The organism is Micromonospora echinospora (genome assembly GCF_900091495.1).
Taxonomy (GTDB): domain Bacteria; phylum Actinomycetota; class Actinomycetes; order Mycobacteriales; family Micromonosporaceae; genus Micromonospora; species Micromonospora echinospora.
This window is the reverse complement of record NZ_LT607413.1, coordinates 2,068,186-2,085,045: the sequence shown is the minus strand read 5'-3', so window position 1 is coordinate 2,085,045 and position 16,860 is coordinate 2,068,186. Positions and strand designations below refer to the sequence as shown.

Annotated in this window: 15 protein-coding genes and 1 riboswitch; of the genes, 10 read left to right on the top strand and 5 right to left on the bottom strand. The window is 71.4% G+C overall.

Going from position 1 to position 16,860, the window contains the following annotated elements:
• Positions 1–6: 6 nt before the first annotated feature.
• The 4 genes from GA0070618_RS09520 to pknB are packed head-to-tail and all read left to right on the top strand — an operon-like array spanning position 7 to position 6,277.
• Positions 7–1,497, top strand: a complete 1,491-nt coding sequence (locus GA0070618_RS09520; RefSeq protein ID WP_088981320.1) for an FtsW/RodA/SpoVE family cell cycle protein — start codon at positions 7–9, stop codon at positions 1,495–1,497.
• Complete coding sequence (locus GA0070618_RS09515) at positions 1,494–3,005, top strand: peptidoglycan D,D-transpeptidase FtsI family protein (RefSeq protein ID WP_088981319.1); 1,512 nt, start codon at positions 1,494–1,496, stop codon at positions 3,003–3,005. Before GA0070618_RS09520 ends, GA0070618_RS09515 begins: the two co-directional genes overlap by 4 nt.
• 3 nt (positions 3,006–3,008) lie before the next feature.
• The gene (locus GA0070618_RS09510; RefSeq protein ID WP_088981318.1) at positions 3,009–4,457 is read left to right on the top strand and encodes a serine/threonine-protein kinase; all 1,449 of its coding nucleotides are present in this window, start codon (positions 3,009–3,011) and stop codon (positions 4,455–4,457) included.
• Complete coding sequence (gene pknB / locus GA0070618_RS09505; protein ID WP_088981317.1) at positions 4,454–6,277, top strand: Stk1 family PASTA domain-containing Ser/Thr kinase; 1,824 nt, start codon at positions 4,454–4,456, stop codon at positions 6,275–6,277. The genes GA0070618_RS09510 and pknB overlap by 4 nt, the downstream gene beginning before the upstream one ends.
• Before the next feature lie 114 nt (positions 6,278–6,391).
• Here pknB and GA0070618_RS09500 read toward each other — a convergent pair whose 3' ends face one another.
• The 4 genes from GA0070618_RS09500 to GA0070618_RS09485 form a co-directional block, all read right to left on the bottom strand.
• Positions 6,392–7,042, bottom strand: a complete 651-nt coding sequence (locus GA0070618_RS09500; RefSeq protein ID WP_088981316.1) for an aminodeoxychorismate/anthranilate synthase component II — start codon at positions 7,040–7,042, stop codon at positions 6,392–6,394.
• Positions 7,043–7,046: 4 nt separating this feature from the next.
• Positions 7,047–7,337, bottom strand: a complete 291-nt coding sequence (locus GA0070618_RS09495; RefSeq protein WP_088981315.1) for a hypothetical protein — start codon at positions 7,335–7,337, stop codon at positions 7,047–7,049.
• A gap of 4 nt (positions 7,338–7,341) precedes the next feature.
• Positions 7,342–8,406 carry a class E sortase gene (locus GA0070618_RS09490; protein ID WP_414467569.1) on the bottom strand — a complete coding sequence of 355 codons (1,065 nt, stop codon included), beginning with the start codon at positions 8,404–8,406 and terminating at the stop codon, positions 7,342–7,344.
• Positions 8,407–8,705: 299 nt separating this feature from the next.
• Positions 8,706–9,506: a DUF881 domain-containing protein gene (locus tag GA0070618_RS09485; protein WP_088981314.1), complete on the bottom strand. Its 801-nt coding sequence runs from the start codon at positions 9,504–9,506 to the stop codon at positions 8,706–8,708.
• Positions 9,507–9,722: 216 nt separating this feature from the next.
• Between GA0070618_RS09485 and GA0070618_RS09480 the strand changes: the two genes are divergently transcribed.
• The 5 genes from GA0070618_RS09480 to GA0070618_RS09465 all read left to right on the top strand — a co-directional run bounded on the left by GA0070618_RS09480 (position 9,723) and on the right by GA0070618_RS09465 (position 15,452).
• Positions 9,723–9,986, top strand: coding sequence for a cell division protein CrgA (locus tag GA0070618_RS09480; RefSeq protein ID WP_088985406.1), 264 nt, complete (start codon positions 9,723–9,725; stop codon positions 9,984–9,986).
• Positions 9,987–10,354: 368 nt separating this feature from the next.
• A complete protein-coding gene (locus tag GA0070618_RS09475; RefSeq protein WP_088981313.1) occupies positions 10,355–12,550 on the top strand; it encodes a (Fe-S)-binding protein in 2,196 nt (731 codons plus the stop codon).
• A gap of 170 nt (positions 12,551–12,720) precedes the next feature.
• On the top strand, positions 12,721–12,870 hold the full coding sequence (locus GA0070618_RS33390) for a hypothetical protein (protein ID WP_157748925.1): 150 nt from the start codon (positions 12,721–12,723) through the stop codon (positions 12,868–12,870).
• Between the two features lie 108 nt (positions 12,871–12,978).
• On the top strand, positions 12,979–13,995 hold the full coding sequence (locus GA0070618_RS09470) for a C40 family peptidase (RefSeq protein WP_231931676.1): 1,017 nt from the start codon (positions 12,979–12,981) through the stop codon (positions 13,993–13,995).
• A 270-nt stretch (positions 13,996–14,265) separates the two neighbouring features.
• Positions 14,266–14,398, top strand: a riboswitch (cyclic di-AMP (ydaO/yuaA leader).
• Between the two features lie 142 nt (positions 14,399–14,540).
• Entirely contained in the window at positions 14,541–15,452 is a 912-nt protein-coding gene (locus GA0070618_RS09465) for a C40 family peptidase (RefSeq protein WP_231931675.1), read from the top strand.
• A gap of 118 nt (positions 15,453–15,570) precedes the next feature.
• Here the strand turns inward: GA0070618_RS09465 and dcd are convergent, their stop codons facing one another.
• The gene (gene dcd, locus GA0070618_RS09460; protein ID WP_088981310.1) at positions 15,571–16,149 is read right to left on the bottom strand and encodes a dCTP deaminase; all 579 of its coding nucleotides are present in this window, start codon (positions 16,147–16,149) and stop codon (positions 15,571–15,573) included.
• Positions 16,150–16,244: 95 nt separating this feature from the next.
• Between dcd and GA0070618_RS09455 the strand changes: the two genes are divergently transcribed.
• Entirely contained in the window at positions 16,245–16,799 is a 555-nt protein-coding gene (locus GA0070618_RS09455; RefSeq protein ID WP_088981309.1) for a pyridoxamine 5'-phosphate oxidase family protein, read from the top strand.
• The last annotated feature ends 61 nt before the right edge of the window (positions 16,800–16,860 follow it).

The following is a 16,860-nucleotide window of genomic DNA, read 5'->3' as shown; positions in this document are numbered from 1 at the left end:
CCGACCGTGACCGCCCAGGCCACCCCGGCAGTCTCGCCCGGCACGACGGGCGAGCAGCCCGGCGTACGCCTGGCCCGTGCCCGGCGTAACGCTGAGCTGTCCCTGCTTGCGGTGGCCATGGTGCTGGTCGCCGCGTACGGGGCCATGGTCGAGGCGAACGTGCTCGACGAGGTCACCGGCGACTTCTGGATCCCGGCGGTCGCGCTCAGCGCGGTCTTCCTCGGCCTGCACGTGGTCATCCGCTACCTCGCGCCCTTCGCCGACCCGGCCCTGCTGCCCGCCGTAGCCCTGCTCAACGGCCTCGGCGTGGGCTTCCTGCGCCGGCTGGACCTGGCCGACGCGCCGGCCGCCGAGCGGGCCGACCTGGCGATCTTCGCCGGCACCGGGGGGCGGCAGCTGGCCTGGACGCTCGTCTCGGTGATCCTCGCGGCGGCGCTGCTGGCGCTCATGCGCGACCACCGTTCGGTCTCCCGGTACGCGTACACGCTGGGGCTCGCCGGCATCGTGCTGGTGATGATCCCGGCCCTGCTGCCCGGCCGGTTCTCCGAGATCAACGGCGCCAAGCTCTGGATCCGGATCGGCAGCTTCTCCATCCAGCCCGGTGAGTTCGCCAAGCTCGCCCTGCTGGTCTTCTTCGCCTACTACCTGGTGCGCAAGCGGGAGGTCCTCTCGCTGGCCAGCCGGCGGTTCCTCGGCATCGACTTCCCCCGGGGGCGGGATCTCGGGCCGGTGGTCGTGGTCTGGCTGATCAGCCTCCTCGTGCTCATCTTCGAGAAGGACCTGGGCACCTCGCTGCTCTACTTCGGCATGTTCGTGGTGACGCTCTACATCGCCACCGAGCGGGTGAGCTGGCTGCTCATCGGCCTGCTGCTCTTCTTCGGCGGGGCGTACCTCGCCTACTTCCTGGGCAGCACGGTCGGTGGGCCGTTCGCCAACTTCTACCTCCGGGCCGAGATCTGGCTGGACCCGTTCGCCGACCCGCTCAACGACGGTTACCAACTGGTGCAGGGACTGCTCGCCCTCGGCACCGGCGGCCTGTTCGGGGCCGGGCCGGGCGGCGGTGCCCCGGACGTGCTGCCCGAGGTGCAGAACGACTTCATCTTCGCCGGCATCGGTGAGGAGATCGGCCTCTTCGGCCTCTCCGCCCTGCTGGTCGTCTACCTGCTGATCGTCCAGCGCGGGCTGCGGGCCGCGCTCACCGTCCGGGACTCGTTCGGCAAGCTGCTCGCCGGCGGTCTCGCCTTCACCCTCGGCCTCCAGGTCTTCGTGATCCTCGGTGGGATCAGCGGGCTCATCCCGCTCACCGGCCAGACCACGCCGTTCCTCTCCGCCGGTGGTTCCTCGCTGATGGCGAACTGGCTTCTGATCGCCACCCTGTTGCGGATCTCGGATGCCGGCCGGCGTCCGGTCTCCGGTGGAGGGCCGGCCGCCCGACCGGGCAGCGGCAATCCGCCCGAGCAGCTCCACGGTGCCCCTACGGAGGTGATCCGCCCGTGAACGCACCACTCCGTCGGGTCGGCGTGGTCGTCATGATCCTGTTCGGTCTGCTCTTCCTGAACCTGAACTGGATCCAGGCGTACAAGGCCGACGAGTACCGCACCAGCGACTACAACGGCCGGGTCCAGGTCGCCGAGTACGACCGTAAGCGGGGCAACATCGAGGCCGGTGGCACCCCGGTGGCCACCAGCAAGGAGACCAACGGCAGCCTGAAGTACCTGCGGACCTACCCGGGCGGGGAGAAGTACGCGCACGTGCTCGGCTACAAGCCGGTCAACCTCGGGGACACCGGCATCGAGCGGGCCGAGGACGACTTCCTCGCCGGCACGAGCGACCAGCTCTTCGCCGACCGGTTCCGGGACATGCTCCGGATCACCGGTGAACCGTCCGGCGGCGGCAACGTGCTGCTCTCCGTCTCCAAGCGGGCGCAGGACACGGCGTTCACCCAACTGGCCGACAACCGGGTGGGCGCGACCAGGGGAGCGGCGATCGCGCTGGACCCGCGTACCGGTGCCGTCCAGGCCCTGGTCTCCATGCCCAGCTTCGACCCGAACCCGCTGGCCAGCCACAACGGCGGCGAGGCGTCGGCGGCGTACAACAAACTGGAGGGCGACCCGAACGGGCCGCTGAAGAACCGGGCGCTGGGCGAGACGTTGCCACCCGGGTCGACCTTCAAGATCGTGGTGGCCGCCGCCGCGCTGGAGAACGGCGTCACCAAGGAGACCGCCATCCCGGCCGGCCCCAGCTACACCGCCCCGACCTCCGGTACGCCGATCCGCAACGCCGCCCCGTCGATCTGCCCCGAGGACGAGGTGACCCTGATGAGCGCGGTCACCGAGTCGTGCAACACCGGCTTCGCCAAGCTCGGCGTCCGGCTCGGGGCCGACACGATCAAGGAGAAGGCCCGGCAGTTCGGGTTCGAGCAGGAGGACCTGACCGTCGGCCACCTCGACGAGGCCGGCCTGCCGGTCGCCGCCAGCCGTACCGGGGACATGAAGAACCCGGACGGCGGCGACGACCCGGCCGGGCTGGCGCAGTCGTCGATCGGTCAGTTCGACGTCCGGATGACCCCGTTGCAGGGTGCCCTGATCGCCGCCACGGTGGCGAACAACGGCAGCCAGATGCGGCCGTACCTGGTCCAGCAGCTGCTCGGCCCGGACCGGACGACCAACTACTACACTGCCGACCCGAAGCAGCTCCGGCAGCCGATCACGGGTCAGGTCGCCAGCGACCTGCGGGACATGATGGTCAACGTGGTGCGCGAGGGCACCGGCCGCAACGCCCGGATCGACGGGTACACCGTCGGTGGCAAGACCGGCACCGCGCAGGCCGGGGAGAACACCGACGACCACGGTTGGTTCATCGGCTTCGCCCTGGACAAGGACGGCAAGCCGGTGTCCGCCGTATGCGTCATGCTGGAGTCGGCGGGCGACGGGGGCAGTGCCGAGGCGGCCCGGATCGCCGGCCAGATCATGCGGTCGGCCATCGCGGACCCCGGAGGGCGGTGACACATGCTCAGCCCCGGCGTCCAGCTCGGCAACCGCTACCGTCTCGACGAGCGGATCGCCAGCGGTGGCATGGGTGACGTCTGGCGCGGCACCGACCAGGTGCTCGGCCGGGTCGTCGCGGTCAAGAGCCTGCTTCCGGCGTTGCTGGACGAGCCGGGGTTCGCCGAGCGGTTCCGTGGTGAGGCGCGCACCATGGCGACCATCAACCACCCCGGCGTGGTCGACATCTACGACTTCGGCAGCGACCAGCAGATCGCCTTCCTGATCATGGAGTACGTCGAGGGGGACGCCCTCTCGGCGACCCTCAACCGGGTCGGCCGGCTCACCCCGGCCCGGACGATGGCGCTGGTGGCCCAGGCGGCGGACGCCCTGCACGCCGCACACGGCAAGGGCATCGTGCACCGGGACGTGAAGCCCGGCAACCTGCTGGTCCGGCCGAACGGCACGCTGGTGCTGACCGACTTCGGCATCGCCCGTTCCGAACTGGTCGGCCAGCTCACCGCCGCCGGGTCGGTGCTCGGCACCGCCTCGTACATCTCCCCGGAGCAGGCGGCGGGCGCGGTGGCCACCCCGGCCTCCGACGTCTACGCACTCGGGGTGGTCGCCTACCAGTGCCTCGCCGGTCGTCGGCCGTTCGAGGGGGACAACCCCCTGGAGATCGCGATGCGGCACGTCCGGGAGACCCCGCGTCCGCTCCCGGGAGACATTCCCCCGCCGGTCCGCGCGCTCGTCGACCGGGCCATGGCCAAGGACCCGGCGGCCCGCTGGCCGAGCGCCGCCGCCCTGGCCGGGGCGGCCCGGCAGGTCAAGGCCGCCCTCGCCCACCAGAACCGACCGGGTGGTCGGGCCCGGCCGGTCTCCGTGGCCCCCTCCTCGCCGGCCATGCCGCCGGCCACCCCGCCGGCCCGGGCCCAGGTCCCGCCGCCACAGCGGCAGCACCCCCGCCCGCCGGTCGCGCCGCCGCCGCAGGCCCGGCCGCCGGCAGCGGCGCGTCCGGCCGCCTCGGTGCCGGTGTCCCCGCCCCGCCCCGCGCCGCCGGTGGTGCACCGCCCGGTCGCCCCGCCGCCGGCCACCCCGTCGCGTCCGTCGATGGCGCCGCCCGGCTATCCCCGGGGCGCGGCTCCCGTCCCGTCGGCTCCGCCGCGACCGGTCGGGTACGCCTACCAGTCCGGCCCACCTGCGCCGGACAGCGGGCCGCGTGCCCGGACCGTCCTGGTCGTCATCGCGCTCGCCGTGCTGGTGCTGATCTGTTCCGGCGTGATCTCCTACCGGTTGCAGGCCGACGATTCGACGGCCAGCTCGGCCGGCCTGCTCCGGTCACCGAGCGTGATGTCCGAGGTGCCGACGGCCAGCGGAGATGACGACGGTGCCCCGTCGTCGTACCGTCGGATGGGACTGCCCGTGCCGGGTGGCGACGGGACGACGACGAGCGAAGGACGACAGACGCGATGACTGCGCAGGCCCGCCTGCTGGGTGGCAGGTACCAGGTCGGCGAGCTCCTCGGCTACGGCGGTATGGCCGAGGTGCACCGCGGTCGCGACCTGCGGCTCGGCCGGGACGTCGCGATCAAGATGCTCCGGGCCGACCTGGCCCGCGACGCGACCTTCCAGATGCGGTTCCGCCGGGAGGCACAGAACGCCGCCTCGCTCAACCACCCCGCCATCGTCGCCGTCTACGACACCGGCGAGGAGACCGCCCCGACCGGCGAGACCCTGCCCTTCATCGTCATGGAGTTCGTCAACGGGCGCACCCTGAAGGAGGTGCTGGGCGCGGAGGGCCGCCTCCAGCCCCGCCGGGCCCTGGAGATCACCGCCGACATGTGCGCGGCGCTGGAGTTCAGCCACCGGCACGGGATCATCCACCGGGACATCAAGCCCGGCAACGTGATGCTCACCCTGACCGGCCAGGTCAAGGTGATGGACTTCGGCATCGCCCGGGCGCTGGCCAGCGGCGCGACCACGATGACGCAGACCAGCGCCGTGATCGGCACCGCCCAGTACCTCTCCCCCGAGCAGGCGCGGGGCGAGGCGGTGGACGCCCGGTCGGACGTCTACGCCGCCGGCTGTGTGCTGTTCGAGCTGGTCTGCGGCCACCCGCCGTTCGTCGGGGACAGCCCGGTCAGCGTCGCGTACCAGCACGTCCGGGAAGCGCCGCCGACGCCGAGCGACATCAACCCGGACGTCACCCCGCCGATCGACGCGATCGTGCTGAAGGCGCTGTCGAAGAACCCGCTCAACCGGTACCAGAGCGCCGGGGAGATGCGGGCGGACCTCCTCCGGGCCGCCGCCGGGCGTCCGGTGGCCGCCACGCCGGTGCTCCGCGAGGACGAGACGGCGGCGATGGGACCGGCACCGGCGGCGGCTGCCTTCCCGGCTGCGGCGACCGCCGCGCAGACCCGGCAGATCCCCGCCCGGGTGGGCGACCCGCGTCGACGCCGTGCCTCGTCCTGGGTGATCGCCACGCTCGCCGGCCTCGGCGTGCTCGCGGTGATCGCCTTGGTCGCCGGCCTGCTCCTGCTCCAGAACCGGGAAACCACCGTTCCGGTGCCCGACCTGGCCGGCAAGACCCGGGAGGTGGCGACCGCCGAGCTGACCAACGCGAAGCTGCGGGCCCAGGTGGGCGATCCGGTGCTCAGCAGCGACTGCAAGAAGGACACCGTCTTCCGGCAGGAGCCGCCGGCCGGCGAGGAGGTCGGCGAGAACCAGACGGTCACGCTGCACCTCTGCGGCGGCAAGCCGGTGGTGACCATCCCGGGCAACCTCATCGGCTCCAAGTTCGAGAACGTCGAGGCGCAGCTCAAGGCGCTGAAGCTCACCGTGGAGCGCAAGAACGTCAACAGCGACGAGCCCGAGGGCCTGGTCGTCAACCTGACCCCGGGGTCCGGTAAGACCATCGAGGAGAACGGCAAGGTCGTCGTCGAGGTCTCCCGAGGCAACGTCCGCGAGGTGCCGAACGTGTTCGGCGAGAGCGAGGAGGACGCCCGGGAGGAACTGGAGGACGCCGGCTACCGGGTCAGCGTCCGCAACGGCCCGGAGGTGCCGAAGGACGAGGCGGGCAAGGTCACCGGCCAGAACCCGCGTGGCGGGACCTCGCTGGCCCGGGGACAGACGGTGACCATCACGGTCAGCCGGCCGGCCCCCGAGCCGGACCCGAGTGGCACGCCCCCGGCGACGCCCGACCCGACGCCGACGCCGACCGACGGTGGCGGCGGTGGTGGTGGCCTGCCGTTCCCGACCATGCCGCCCCGCGAAGAGGCCTCCCGCCGGAACTGACGCCGCGACGCCTCCCGCCGAAGCTGGTGTCGACGGATGCCGGGAGGCGGTCGCTCCACCACGATCGCGGCCCATCACGCCGCTTCGCGCAGCCGACCGGCGGCGGGGTGCCCGTCAGGCGGTGGCGAAGGCGGCCAGGCGGCGGGCGTCGACCTCGGCGGCCAGCTCGGGGGCCCGCTCCCGGGCCGCCGCGAAGCCGCAGGTGGCGAGCCAGTTGGCCAGCATCAGGTGGCCGCCCTCGGTGAGCACGGACTCCGGGTGGAACTGGACCCCCTCGACCGGCAGGGTGCGGTGACGCATCGCCATCACGACCCCGGAGCCGGTCCAGCCGGTCACCTCCAGTTCGTCGGGCAGGGTCTCGGGCAGCACCGCCAGCGAGTGGTAACGGGTCGCGGTGAACGGGTCGGGCAGCCCGGCCAGGACCCCGGTCGAGGAGTGCCGCACCAGCGAGGTCTTGCCGTGCAGCAGCTCCGGGGCACGTGCCACGGTGGCCCCGAACGCCTCCCCGATCGCCTGGTGGCCGAGGCAGACGCCGAAGATCGGCAGCTCGCCGGCGTACCGGTGGACGACGTCGAGGCAGATACCGGCCCGGTCCGGGCTGCCCGGACCGGGAGAGAGCAGGATCCCGGCGGCGCCGACCCGGCCCACCTCGTCGACGTCGATCTCGTCGTTGCGGCGGACCTCGCAGTCCACGCCGAGCTGGCCGAGGTACTGCACGAGGTTGAAGACGAACGAGTCGTAGTTGTCGATCACCAGTACACGCATCGACTCACCTGTCCGGAGAGGGGGGCGGGGTGTTGTTCTGCTCCGTGTCGTACGGCAGGTCGTGGTCGTCGTCGCCGGGCGGCTCGTCGCCGGTCACCCCGGAGTCCCCGCCGGCCGGGCCACCGGGCACCTCGGCATCCTGGGTGACCTGCACGTCGTCGAAGGGGAGCAGCGGCTCGGCCCAGGGGAAGACGACGTACCAGAGCAGCGCGACCGTCGCCGAGGCGAGCAGCACCGAGCCGATCAGCTTGCCGGCGAGCCCGAACGGCAGCTTCCGCCAGATCCACCCGTACACGGCCTCAGCCCCCCAGCTCGGCCGGGCGGCCCGCCGACTTGTCCTGTGAGCGTTCCATCTTCGCGTGGATGATCAGCCGCTCGTAGTTGTCGAACTTCGGGTTGCACGTGGTGAGGGTCAGCATCCGCTCGGTCGGCTTGGCCCCGGGACGGCCGGGAACCGGTGCGACCACCTCGACCTGCGAGGGCTTGACGATCCGCGACTGGGAGACGCGGTAGACGTACCACCTCTCCTTGGTCTCGACCACGATCGCGTCACCGTCGTCCAGCTCGTCGAGCCGCCAGAAGGTGGCGCGGTTGCGGTGCCCGGCGACGGAGAAGTTGCCCAGCTCACCGGGCATGGCGCTCTTCGGGTAGTGGCCCGGGGCGTACCGGATGTCCTTCTGGGTGACGCCCTCGACCACGACCCAGTTCTTGTCGAGGCTGGGGATGTAGAGCCCGGCGATCGGCTTGCCGTTCACCGGCGGGGACGGCGTGGTGCGGGGAGCCGGGGTCGCCGACGGCGCGACGGTCGGGTCGCCCTGCGGGCCCCACGACTGTTCCAGTTGCTGGCTGAGGTCGCTCTGGTGGGCGCCGACGATGGCGGACTTGCCCCACACCTCGTACCCGGCGAAGAGGAGCACCACCAGGCCGAAGGTGATGAGGAGCTCACCGCTGACCCGGACGCCGGTCCGCAGCCGGGACCAGACGGTGGGACGGGTCAGCTCCGAGTAGACGCTGCGGTAGCCCTCGTCGGTCTGTTCCGGGCGTAGCTGCACCACCCGCTCGCCCCGGCGGGGTTGGCGTGGTGGACCAGCGGCGGGCCCGGCGGCGGTCGGTTCGTCGTCACGGGCCGGAAGGCGGGGGACGGCACCCATCAGGGCCGTCGTGTCGAGGGCCGGAGTGGGCGCGTTCGGCCGGGCGGCCCGCGGCCCAGCGGCCCCCGGTCCCCGGTCGGGTCGCCGCACCGGGTTCCGGTCGTCGATCTGCCGGGTGGGACCCCGCTCGGCGTCGTGCCGTGTCGTCGCCGGTACGGCCGGGATCTGCGCGGTGGGCTCCTCACCACGCGGGCCGAGTGCCGCGACGACCACCGTCGGCCTCTCGGTCTCGCGACCTGCCACCTGGTCGGCGACCGGTCCGGCGGGGCGGGTCGGCGGTGCCCACGGCGGGGGCACCGGCGCGGGTGCGGACCGGGGCGGGCCGGTCGGCGGAGCGCCGGCCGGAGGTGGCGGGCTGGGACGTGGCGGAACCGGGTCCGGCCAGCGCCGGGCGGCGGACTGTCGCGGCTCGCCCGAGCGGTCCACCCGGGGGATGACGGCGGTGGGTTCCTCCGGGGGGCCGGCGTGGTGCCACCCCGGACCGTTCCCTCGGCGGTCGTCGGGCGTCCCGGTCACCGAGGGACCTTCGCCGAGCGGAGCGCTGTCGACCCCTCGAACGCCGGCACGCCGACCGTGGAGACGGTCTCGCGGTAGCCGAGCTGGTAGTGGTCGACCGCGTCCTTGAACAACCGGACTCCCTCGGAGGCGGCGAGGGCCCGCTGGAGGGCAGCGGGGTCGCCGATCGCTACGATCTTGAACGGAGGGGAGTACACCCGGCCGTGCAGCAGCAGGGTGTTACCCACGCAGCGTACCGCGCTGGTGCTCAGGACGCGGACATTCATGATTGACATGGCCTCCGCTCCCCCTGCCCAGAGCGCGTTCACGACCGCTTGGACGTCGCCCTGGTGAACGACCAGGTCGTCGTTGCTGGCCCCTTCGGGCAGGCTCTCGAGCCGCCGGGCGTCGTCGAGCTCGACGGTGACCCCCGAGCCGGTGAGCGCGGTGAACCCGGCGGACTGCCGGCTGGCTGCCGCCCGGCCACGTTCTGCGGCGATCGGCTGGTCCGTGTCGGCGAGCGCCTCGGTCTGCTGCTCCACGTCCGCCCGGAGCCTCGCCGCCTCCGCCTCACGCTCCGCCACCCGCTGCCGGGTGTCGTCGATGAGCTGGGTGAGCTGCGGCCGGCGGTCCTCGCGGAGGGCGGTGCCCCCGGCGGTGGTGGCGGTCGTGGTGAAGAGCAGCCCGGCCGCGGCGGCGATAAGTGGCACGCCGAGCGACCACCCCGGGCGTCGCTGACGCGGTCGTCGGGGCAGCAGTCCGGCTACTGCCCGCCGGAGCACCTTCTGCCAGGACGCCGCGCCGGATGTGTACTCCACCGAGCGCTCCTTTCCCTGGTGTCACCCGTCAGAACGGGCTCGGCACCCGATCAGTTCCGCTCTTTTCGGTCACTACCCGCATTCGATTGACCCCGTTCATGGCCTGAACGGGTCTCTCGGACTACGCTAGCTGTCGGAACATTATTGGCCATGGACCGTCGCCCTCGCGCCCGGTTGTCAGGCCGGACGAGGTCGTATCCCCTCTTGGAGAGCGTCGTGCCCAAGTCACAGGTCCGCAAGAAGAAGGTGTACACCCCGCCCACGGACGTGCGTCCGACGGCGACGGCGTCGACGCGTAAGCCCAGCCCGGTCTGGCTGCCGGTCCTGGCCGTGTCGCTGATCGTCTTCGGGATCGGCTGGCTGGTGGTCTACTACCTCTCCGAGCAGGCCTACCCGGTCGCCGCGTGGGGCTACTGGAACCTCGCCGTCGGCTTCGGTGCCATGGTCGCCTCGCTGGTCGTGCTCTCCCGCTGGCGCTGAGCGCCGGCAGCTGTCGTCCCGGTCCGGCCACGCCGTGCAGGCGTGGCCGGACTCCGGCATGCGCCGGCTCGGCAGTCGCCGCGGTGACCCGGCCGGCGGGCGTGTCGTGCCTGGGCGTCACCCGGCGGAACCCCTGATCGGCGCAGGTCGGCCCATCCTTCTAAGGTGTGCGCAGGGCGGCGTGGCCCGATGCGAGGTTCCTCACGTTACTACTGGGTAACCTTGCGCGTAGGCTGCACTGCATGACGGAGCGGAGCGACGTCATCGGCCGGTCAAGGTCAGGGCTCGCGGTGGTCAGCCGGCGACGCGGCCCCCCGACGCCGGTCGCCGAACCGCTCGCCAGGCAGTAGACCGGGGAGGCCAACGCTATGGGCAGCGTCCAGCTCGTCACGACGATCCTCGCCGCCGCCATCACCACACTGGCGGTGTGGCTGGCCGTGCAGGCGGTGCTGCGGATCGTCGCAGTCGTCCGGCTCGGACAGCCGGATCCGGCGCGGTTCGGCGACACGCTGACCCGGACCAGGACGATGCTGGCCGAGACGGCCGGACACACCCGCATGCTGCGCTGGAGCGTGGTGGGTGCGGCCCACTGGTTCGTCATGGTCGCCTTCGTGGTGCTCTCGCTGCTGGTCCTCGAGGCGTACTTCGAGGTGGTCTCACCCACCGGTGGCCTGCCGCTGATCGGGGGTTGGGCGGCCTACGGTCTGGTCACCGAGCTGATCGGCATCCTCGGTGTGGTCGGCATCGTGGTGCTGATCGCCATCCGGATCCGCAACCGGCCCGGCCGGACGGGCGGACGCTCCCGGTTCACCGGCTCGACCATGTGGCAGGGCTACTTCGTCGAGGCGGTGGTCCTCGCCGTTCTGATCATGGGCTTCCTGATCCGGGGCTTCAAGGTCGCCACCGACCACTTCGAGTACCCGACCTGGGCTACGCCGGTCAGCCACGCGGTCGGCGCGGTGCTGCCGGACTGGGAGGCCGGGGTCAGCGTCGCCGCCCTCATCAAGATCATGATTTCGATGACCTGGCTCATCGTCATCGCGCTGAACGTGACCATGGGCGTGGCCTGGCACCGCTTCCTGGCCTTCTTCAACATCTTCTTCAAGCGTGACCCGGGCCGGGCCGGCTCCGGCCTCGGCGCGCTCCGGCCCATGACGAGCAACGGCAAGCCGCTGGACTTCGAGGAGGCCGACCCGGAGTCCGACCAGTTCGGGGTGGCCCAGGTCGAGCAGTTCACCTGGAAGGGCCTGCTGGACTTCAGCACCTGCACCGAGTGCGGTCGCTGCCAGTCGCAGTGCCCGGCCTGGAACACCGGCAAGCCCCTCTCCCCGAAGCTGCTCGTGCTCAGCCTGCGCGACCACGCGTACGCCAAGGCGCCGTACCTGCTGGCCGGGGGCGGCAAGGACCTCACCGGCGAGGAGAAGGCCACTGCGGCCCAACTCGCCCACGTGGACGTGCTCGCGCTCGCCGAGGCGGAGAAGCCGCTGATCGGTGGGGCCGAGGAAGGTGGGGTCATCGACCCGGACGTGCTCTGGTCCTGCACCACCTGCGGCGCCTGCGTCGAGCAGTGCCCGGTCGACATCGAACACGTCGACCACATCGTCGACATGCGGCGCTACCAGGTGCTGATCGAGTCGAGCTTCCCCTCCGAGGCCGGCGTGATGCTGCGCAACCTGGAGAACAAGGGCAACCCGTGGGGCGCACCGCAGAACACCCGGGAGGACTGGACCAAGGGCCTCGACTTCCAGGTGCCCCGGGTCGGCGAGGTGGAGGACTTCGAGTACCTCTTCTGGGTGGGCTGCGCCGGCGCGTTCGAGGACCGGGCCAAGAAGACCACCCGGGCCGTCGCCACGCTGCTGCACGAGGCCGGCGTGAGCTTCGCCATCCTCGGCGAGGGGGAGACCTGCACCGGTGACCCGGCCCGACGGATCGGCAACGAGTTCGTCTTCCAGATGCTCGCCCAGCAGAACGTGGAGACCCTGAACGAGGCGTTCGAAGGCCGGGAGAAGGCCAAGCGGAAGATCGTCGCGACCTGCCCGCACTGCTTCAACACTCTGGGCAACGAGTACGGCCAGCTCGGCGGCGAGTTCGAGGTGGTGCACCACACGCAGCTCCTGGCCCACCTGGTCGCCACCGGGAAGCTCACCCCGGTCCAGCCCGTCGACGGCGGGGTCACCTACCACGACCCCTGCTACTTGGGCCGGCACAACCGGGTCTTCGCCCCGCCGCGCGAGGTGCTCGGCTCCTCCGTGCAGGAGCCCGTCACCGAGATGCCCCGCAACAGCGAGCGCTCCTTCTGCTGTGGTGCCGGTGGCGCCCGGATGTGGATGGAGGAGCGGATCGGCAAGCGGATCAACGTGGACCGCGTCGAGGAGGCCATGGCCACCGGCGCGAAGACCATCGCGGTCGGCTGCCCGTTCTGCTCGACGATGCTCAACGACGGGGTCAACGGCAAGGGCGCCGGCGAGCAGGTCGAGGTCGTCGACGTCGCCAGCGTGCTGCTCCGCTCGGTGAAGCCGGCGCAGGACCGCGACGGCCAGCAGGTCGAGCCGGTCACGGGCTGAGCCGAGCCGCTCGGACTCGCGCCCGTCGGGCCGGCCTGGGCCCGCGCCGGGAGACCCACCCCTACCGACGCTGTGGAGCTGCCCCGTCTGCGCTACCCGTGACCGCGGCTAGCACAGACGGGGCAGCTCCACAGCTACGTCGTGGTGACCCCAGGGCCTGCGGCGAGGCCGTGGTGTTCCTGCACGGCGTGGTCGGCGAGATGGTGCCGAAGAACATCACCCTGGCCCTCGACGATGTCCTGACCGCCATCGTTGGCGGCGCCTGCACGGTGGGTGTCCGCATGATGTCCGGAGCGTCATACGAGGCCCCCTCGCCTTGATATCGGCCCGTTGCTTCCCTAATGTGGGGCACCGGCCGCTGTGGATCGTCTGCCCCGCCATCCTCTCCCTCGCGGGGCGCCCGGTGGTCTGGTCGCCAAAGGAGTTCGGTGCCGGTGGCAACCCTGCCCCCTCAGCGTCACGCACCGGATCGGCTCCCCACTCGTCCGGGTGGGTTGCGCCGGTTCGTTCGCACCCTCGTCACCCTGTCCGCCGCCGCCGTGGTCGGTGCCGGCCTGCTCGCTGCCCCCGCGTACGCCGCGCCCACCCCCGAGGAAATCGAGGCGCAGATCGACAAGCAGTGGGAGCAGTTGGAGCCCACGATCGAGAAGTACAACGAGGTCCGCAGCCAGCTCAAGGTCAACCAGAAGAAGTCGGCCGACCTCGAGAAGAAGATCGAGCCGCTCGCGTTGCAGAGCGACATGGCGATGAACCGGATCGGGGCCCTGGCCTCCCGGCACTACATGACCGGCCCGTCCCAGGAGATCGGCGCGCTGCTGGTCAGCGCCAAGCCGGGCACCCTGGCCGAGCAGATGGGCATGCTCGACCGACTCGCCGCCCACCAGCGCAAGGAACTCCAGGGCGTGGTGGAGATCCGGACCAAGTACGAGGTCGAGAAGCAGAAGCTGGACACCATCATCACCAGCCAGACCCAGCAGGAGAAGGACCTGGCGGCGAAGAAGACCAAGATCGATGCGGAGATCAAGCGGCTGCGGGCGTCCATGCCGAAGACCGCAGTCAGCGCCCCCGGCTGCCCGCTCATCAAGGGCGTGATCAGCAGCGCCGCCAACACCGCCATCAGGACGGCCTGCGCCCAGGTCGGTGACCCGTACGTCTGGGGCGCCACCGGGCCGAACTCCTTCGACTGCTCCGGGCTGACCCAGTACGCCTACAAGGCCGCAGGCATCCACCTGACCCACTTCACCGGTGCGCAGTGGCGCGAGACGAAGGTGATCAGCCGCGCCGAGGCACGCCCCGGTGACCTGGTCTTCTTCTTCAGCGACCTGCACCACGTCGGGCTCTACCTGGGCAACGGCATCATGGTGCACGCCCCGCGAGCCGGCAAGCCGGTGCAGGTGGCCAGCATCAACCACATGCCGGTCGCAGGCTTCCGCCGCCCCTACTGACCGAGTCTCCCGAAGGGGTCCCCGGCCGACGGCCGGGGACCCCTTCGCATCGGGCGAACGACCGACGCCCACAGTGGTTACTGTCGGAAATTAGCAGATAGCACTCCCGCGAACCGTGTTGCGGATCGACGACGGTCGTCTCTAACCTCGGCACTTGCCGAGCCGGTGACAGGTCCGCCAGTCCGAGGCGGCAACGGCTCGACACCGCCGAGTCGCACGACGGCGGCCGTCTGCTGGAGAAGGAGCCGGCCGACCGGCACGTCGCCACAACGAGAAACGTCGCCACAGCACGAGCGAGCCGGGGAACCACCAGCACCATCGGGGTGAATCCGTACCCAAGGTAGGGCGCTCCCTTCCCGCCCGAACCCGTCAGCTAACCCGGTAGGCGGTCAACGGAAGAAGGAGTCAGGAGCCCGGTGGCACACCATGCCCCGCGGCGATCGTCCGTCCGGACGGCCCCGGCTGCCCGGACGACGGCTGCGCCGCGTCCATGCTGGTCCCGCTTCACCACCGTCGTCACCGTCCTCGTCGGAGCCACCGTCCTCGTGACGGGCGGCGCCGGCGTGGCCCACGCCGAACCCTCGGTCGCCGAGATCGAACGCCAGATCGACCGGGAGTGGAACGCCCTCGAACCGGTCATCGAACAGCACAACGCCACCCGCCAGGCGCTCACCGTCAAACGACGGGAGGCGGGTGCGCTCGCCGCCCGGATCGGGCCGCTGAGCCGTCAGGTCGACCAGGCCATGAGCAAGGTCGGCGGGCTCGCGGTACGGGCGTACAAGGGGGAGAACGCCTCCGCCCTCAACGCCATGCTGGCGAACCCGACACCGGCCACCGTCGTCCACCAACTCGAACTGCTCGACCAGTTCGCCCGTCGGCAGCAGGCCGACATCCGCCACGTGGTCGAACTGCGGGACCAGCTCAGCGCCCGCAAGGCTCCGCTGGACCGGCTGGTCACGCAGCTCAGCCAGGCCGAACGCCAGTTGGACGCGAAGCGACGGCAGATCGACGCCGACATCGCCCGCCTCCAGAAGATGCGCCTGGAGGCGTACGGCAGCGGCGCTGGCACCAGCCTGCGTCCCGCCCCCTGCCCGGCCGCCTACCCGGGTGGCGCCGCCGGAAAGGCTGTCACGTTCGCGTGTGCGCAGATCGGCAAGCCCTACGTCTGGGGTGCCGAGGGGCCGAACGCGTACGACTGCTCCGGGCTCACGCTCGCCGCCTGGGCCCGGGCCGGGGTCGCCCTGCCACACAACGCGGCCCAGCAGCGACGGGTGACCGCCCGGGTGGGCCGGAGCGAACTACGTCCCGGTGACCTCGTCTTCTACTACTCCGACCTGCACCACGTCGGCATGTACGTCGGCAACGGCTGGCTGGTGCACGCCTCGCGGGCCGGCGCGCCGGTGAAGATGAAGCGGGTCGACGACGGCCCGGTGCACAGTTACGGCCGCCCCGGCTGAGGTGGTAGCAGGGGTCCCCTGTTACCGCTTTCTGCGTAGCAGGGGACCCCTGCAGGCACCCGGCGAAGCGACGCGCGCCCCACCGGCAGAACGACGGGTGGCGGGAAGGCGGGTGGAGTCAGCGAGTGGGCCAGGTGCGCCAGTTCCGCCAGGCCCGACTCGGGGTGGGACCGCGCTGCCCCTGGTAGCGGGAGCCGTAGACGGCGGAGCCGTACGGGTGCTCGGCCGGGGAGGAGAGTCGGAAGATGCAGAGCTGTCCGATCTTCATACCGGGCCAGAGCGTGATCGGCAGGTTGGCCACGTTGGAGAGTTCGAGCGTCACGTGGCCGGAGAAACCCGGGTCGATGAAACCGGCGGTCGAGTGGGTGAGCAGGCCGAGCCGGCCCAGACTCGACTTGCCCTCCAGCCGGCCGGCGAGCTGGTCGCCCAGCGAGATGACTTCGAGGGTGGAGGCGAGCACGAACTCGCCGGGGTGCAGCACGAAGGGTTCGCCTTCGGGCACCTCCACCAGGGATGTGAGATCGTCCTGCTGCATCGCCGGGTCGATGTGCGTGTAGAGGTGGTTGTTGAAGACCCGGAAGAGCCGGTCCAGGCGTACGTCGATGCTGGAGGGCTGCACCAGACTCGCGTCGAACGGTTCCAGCGCCAGCGTGCCAGCCTTGATCTCGCTGACGAGGTCCCGGTCGGAGAGCAGCATCGCACCACCATATCTAGTGCCGCAGTCGCCCCGATCCGGTGGGTGACCAGCGCGTCGGGCTGCTCTCTCGTACGTGTGTTCGATAGAATGTCGGTATGGCTTCCTGGTCCGAGTTCGCCACCGACGAGCCCCGCCTCGCCGACGCGATCCGCCTTCTCCTGCAGCAGTACGGCCCCGGTTTCGGCTACCTGGCCACGGTCCGGGCCGACGGTGGCCCCCGGGTCCACCCGGTCTCCCCGGTCATCACCGACGAGGGGCTCTTCTGCTTCGTCATCGACTCCCCGAAGCGCCGCGATCTGGAGCGCGACGGGCGGTACGCGCTGCACTCGTTCCCTCCGGAGGAGAGCGACGACGAGGCGTACGTGGCCGGGCACGCCCGGCCGGTCACCGACCAGGCCCGGGTGGCCCGGCTGGCGGAGTGCTTCCGGGCCGAGCCGCGGGCGGACTGGCGGTTGTTCGAGTTCACCGTCGACGTGGCGATGCTCGCCCGACGCGATCACGTCGGGCCGGAGGCTCCCGGTGCGGGGCAGGGCGGTCCGGCGGTCCAGGTCTGGCTGGACCCTCGGGCACGTGACTCGCCGGTCGGTCAGCCGTCCGCACCAGGACCACGGGTCGGGCGGCGGCGGGCCGCGCACCGGGCCGCGGCCTGAGCCCGGAAACGCCGGTGCCGGCTCCGTGGGACGGAGCCGGCACCGGACGGTACGTCAGGAG

Coding starts and splice junctions, on each gene's coding strand:
- GA0070618_RS09510 (WP_088981318.1), top strand. CDS start 3,009: ATGCTCAGCCCCGGCGTCCAGCTCGGCAACCGCTACCGTCTCGACGAG.
- pknB (WP_088981317.1), top strand. CDS start 4,454: ATGACTGCGCAGGCCCGCCTGCTGGGTGGCAGGTACCAGGTCGGCGAG.
- GA0070618_RS09500 (WP_088981316.1), bottom strand. CDS start 7,042: ATGCGTGTACTGGTGATCGACAACTACGACTCGTTCGTCTTCAACCTC.
- GA0070618_RS09475 (WP_088981313.1), top strand. CDS start 10,355: ATGGGCAGCGTCCAGCTCGTCACGACGATCCTCGCCGCCGCCATCACC.
- dcd (WP_088981310.1), bottom strand. CDS start 16,149: ATGCTGCTCTCCGACCGGGACCTCGTCAGCGAGATCAAGGCTGGCACG.
- GA0070618_RS09455 (WP_088981309.1), top strand. CDS start 16,245: ATGGCTTCCTGGTCCGAGTTCGCCACCGACGAGCCCCGCCTCGCCGAC.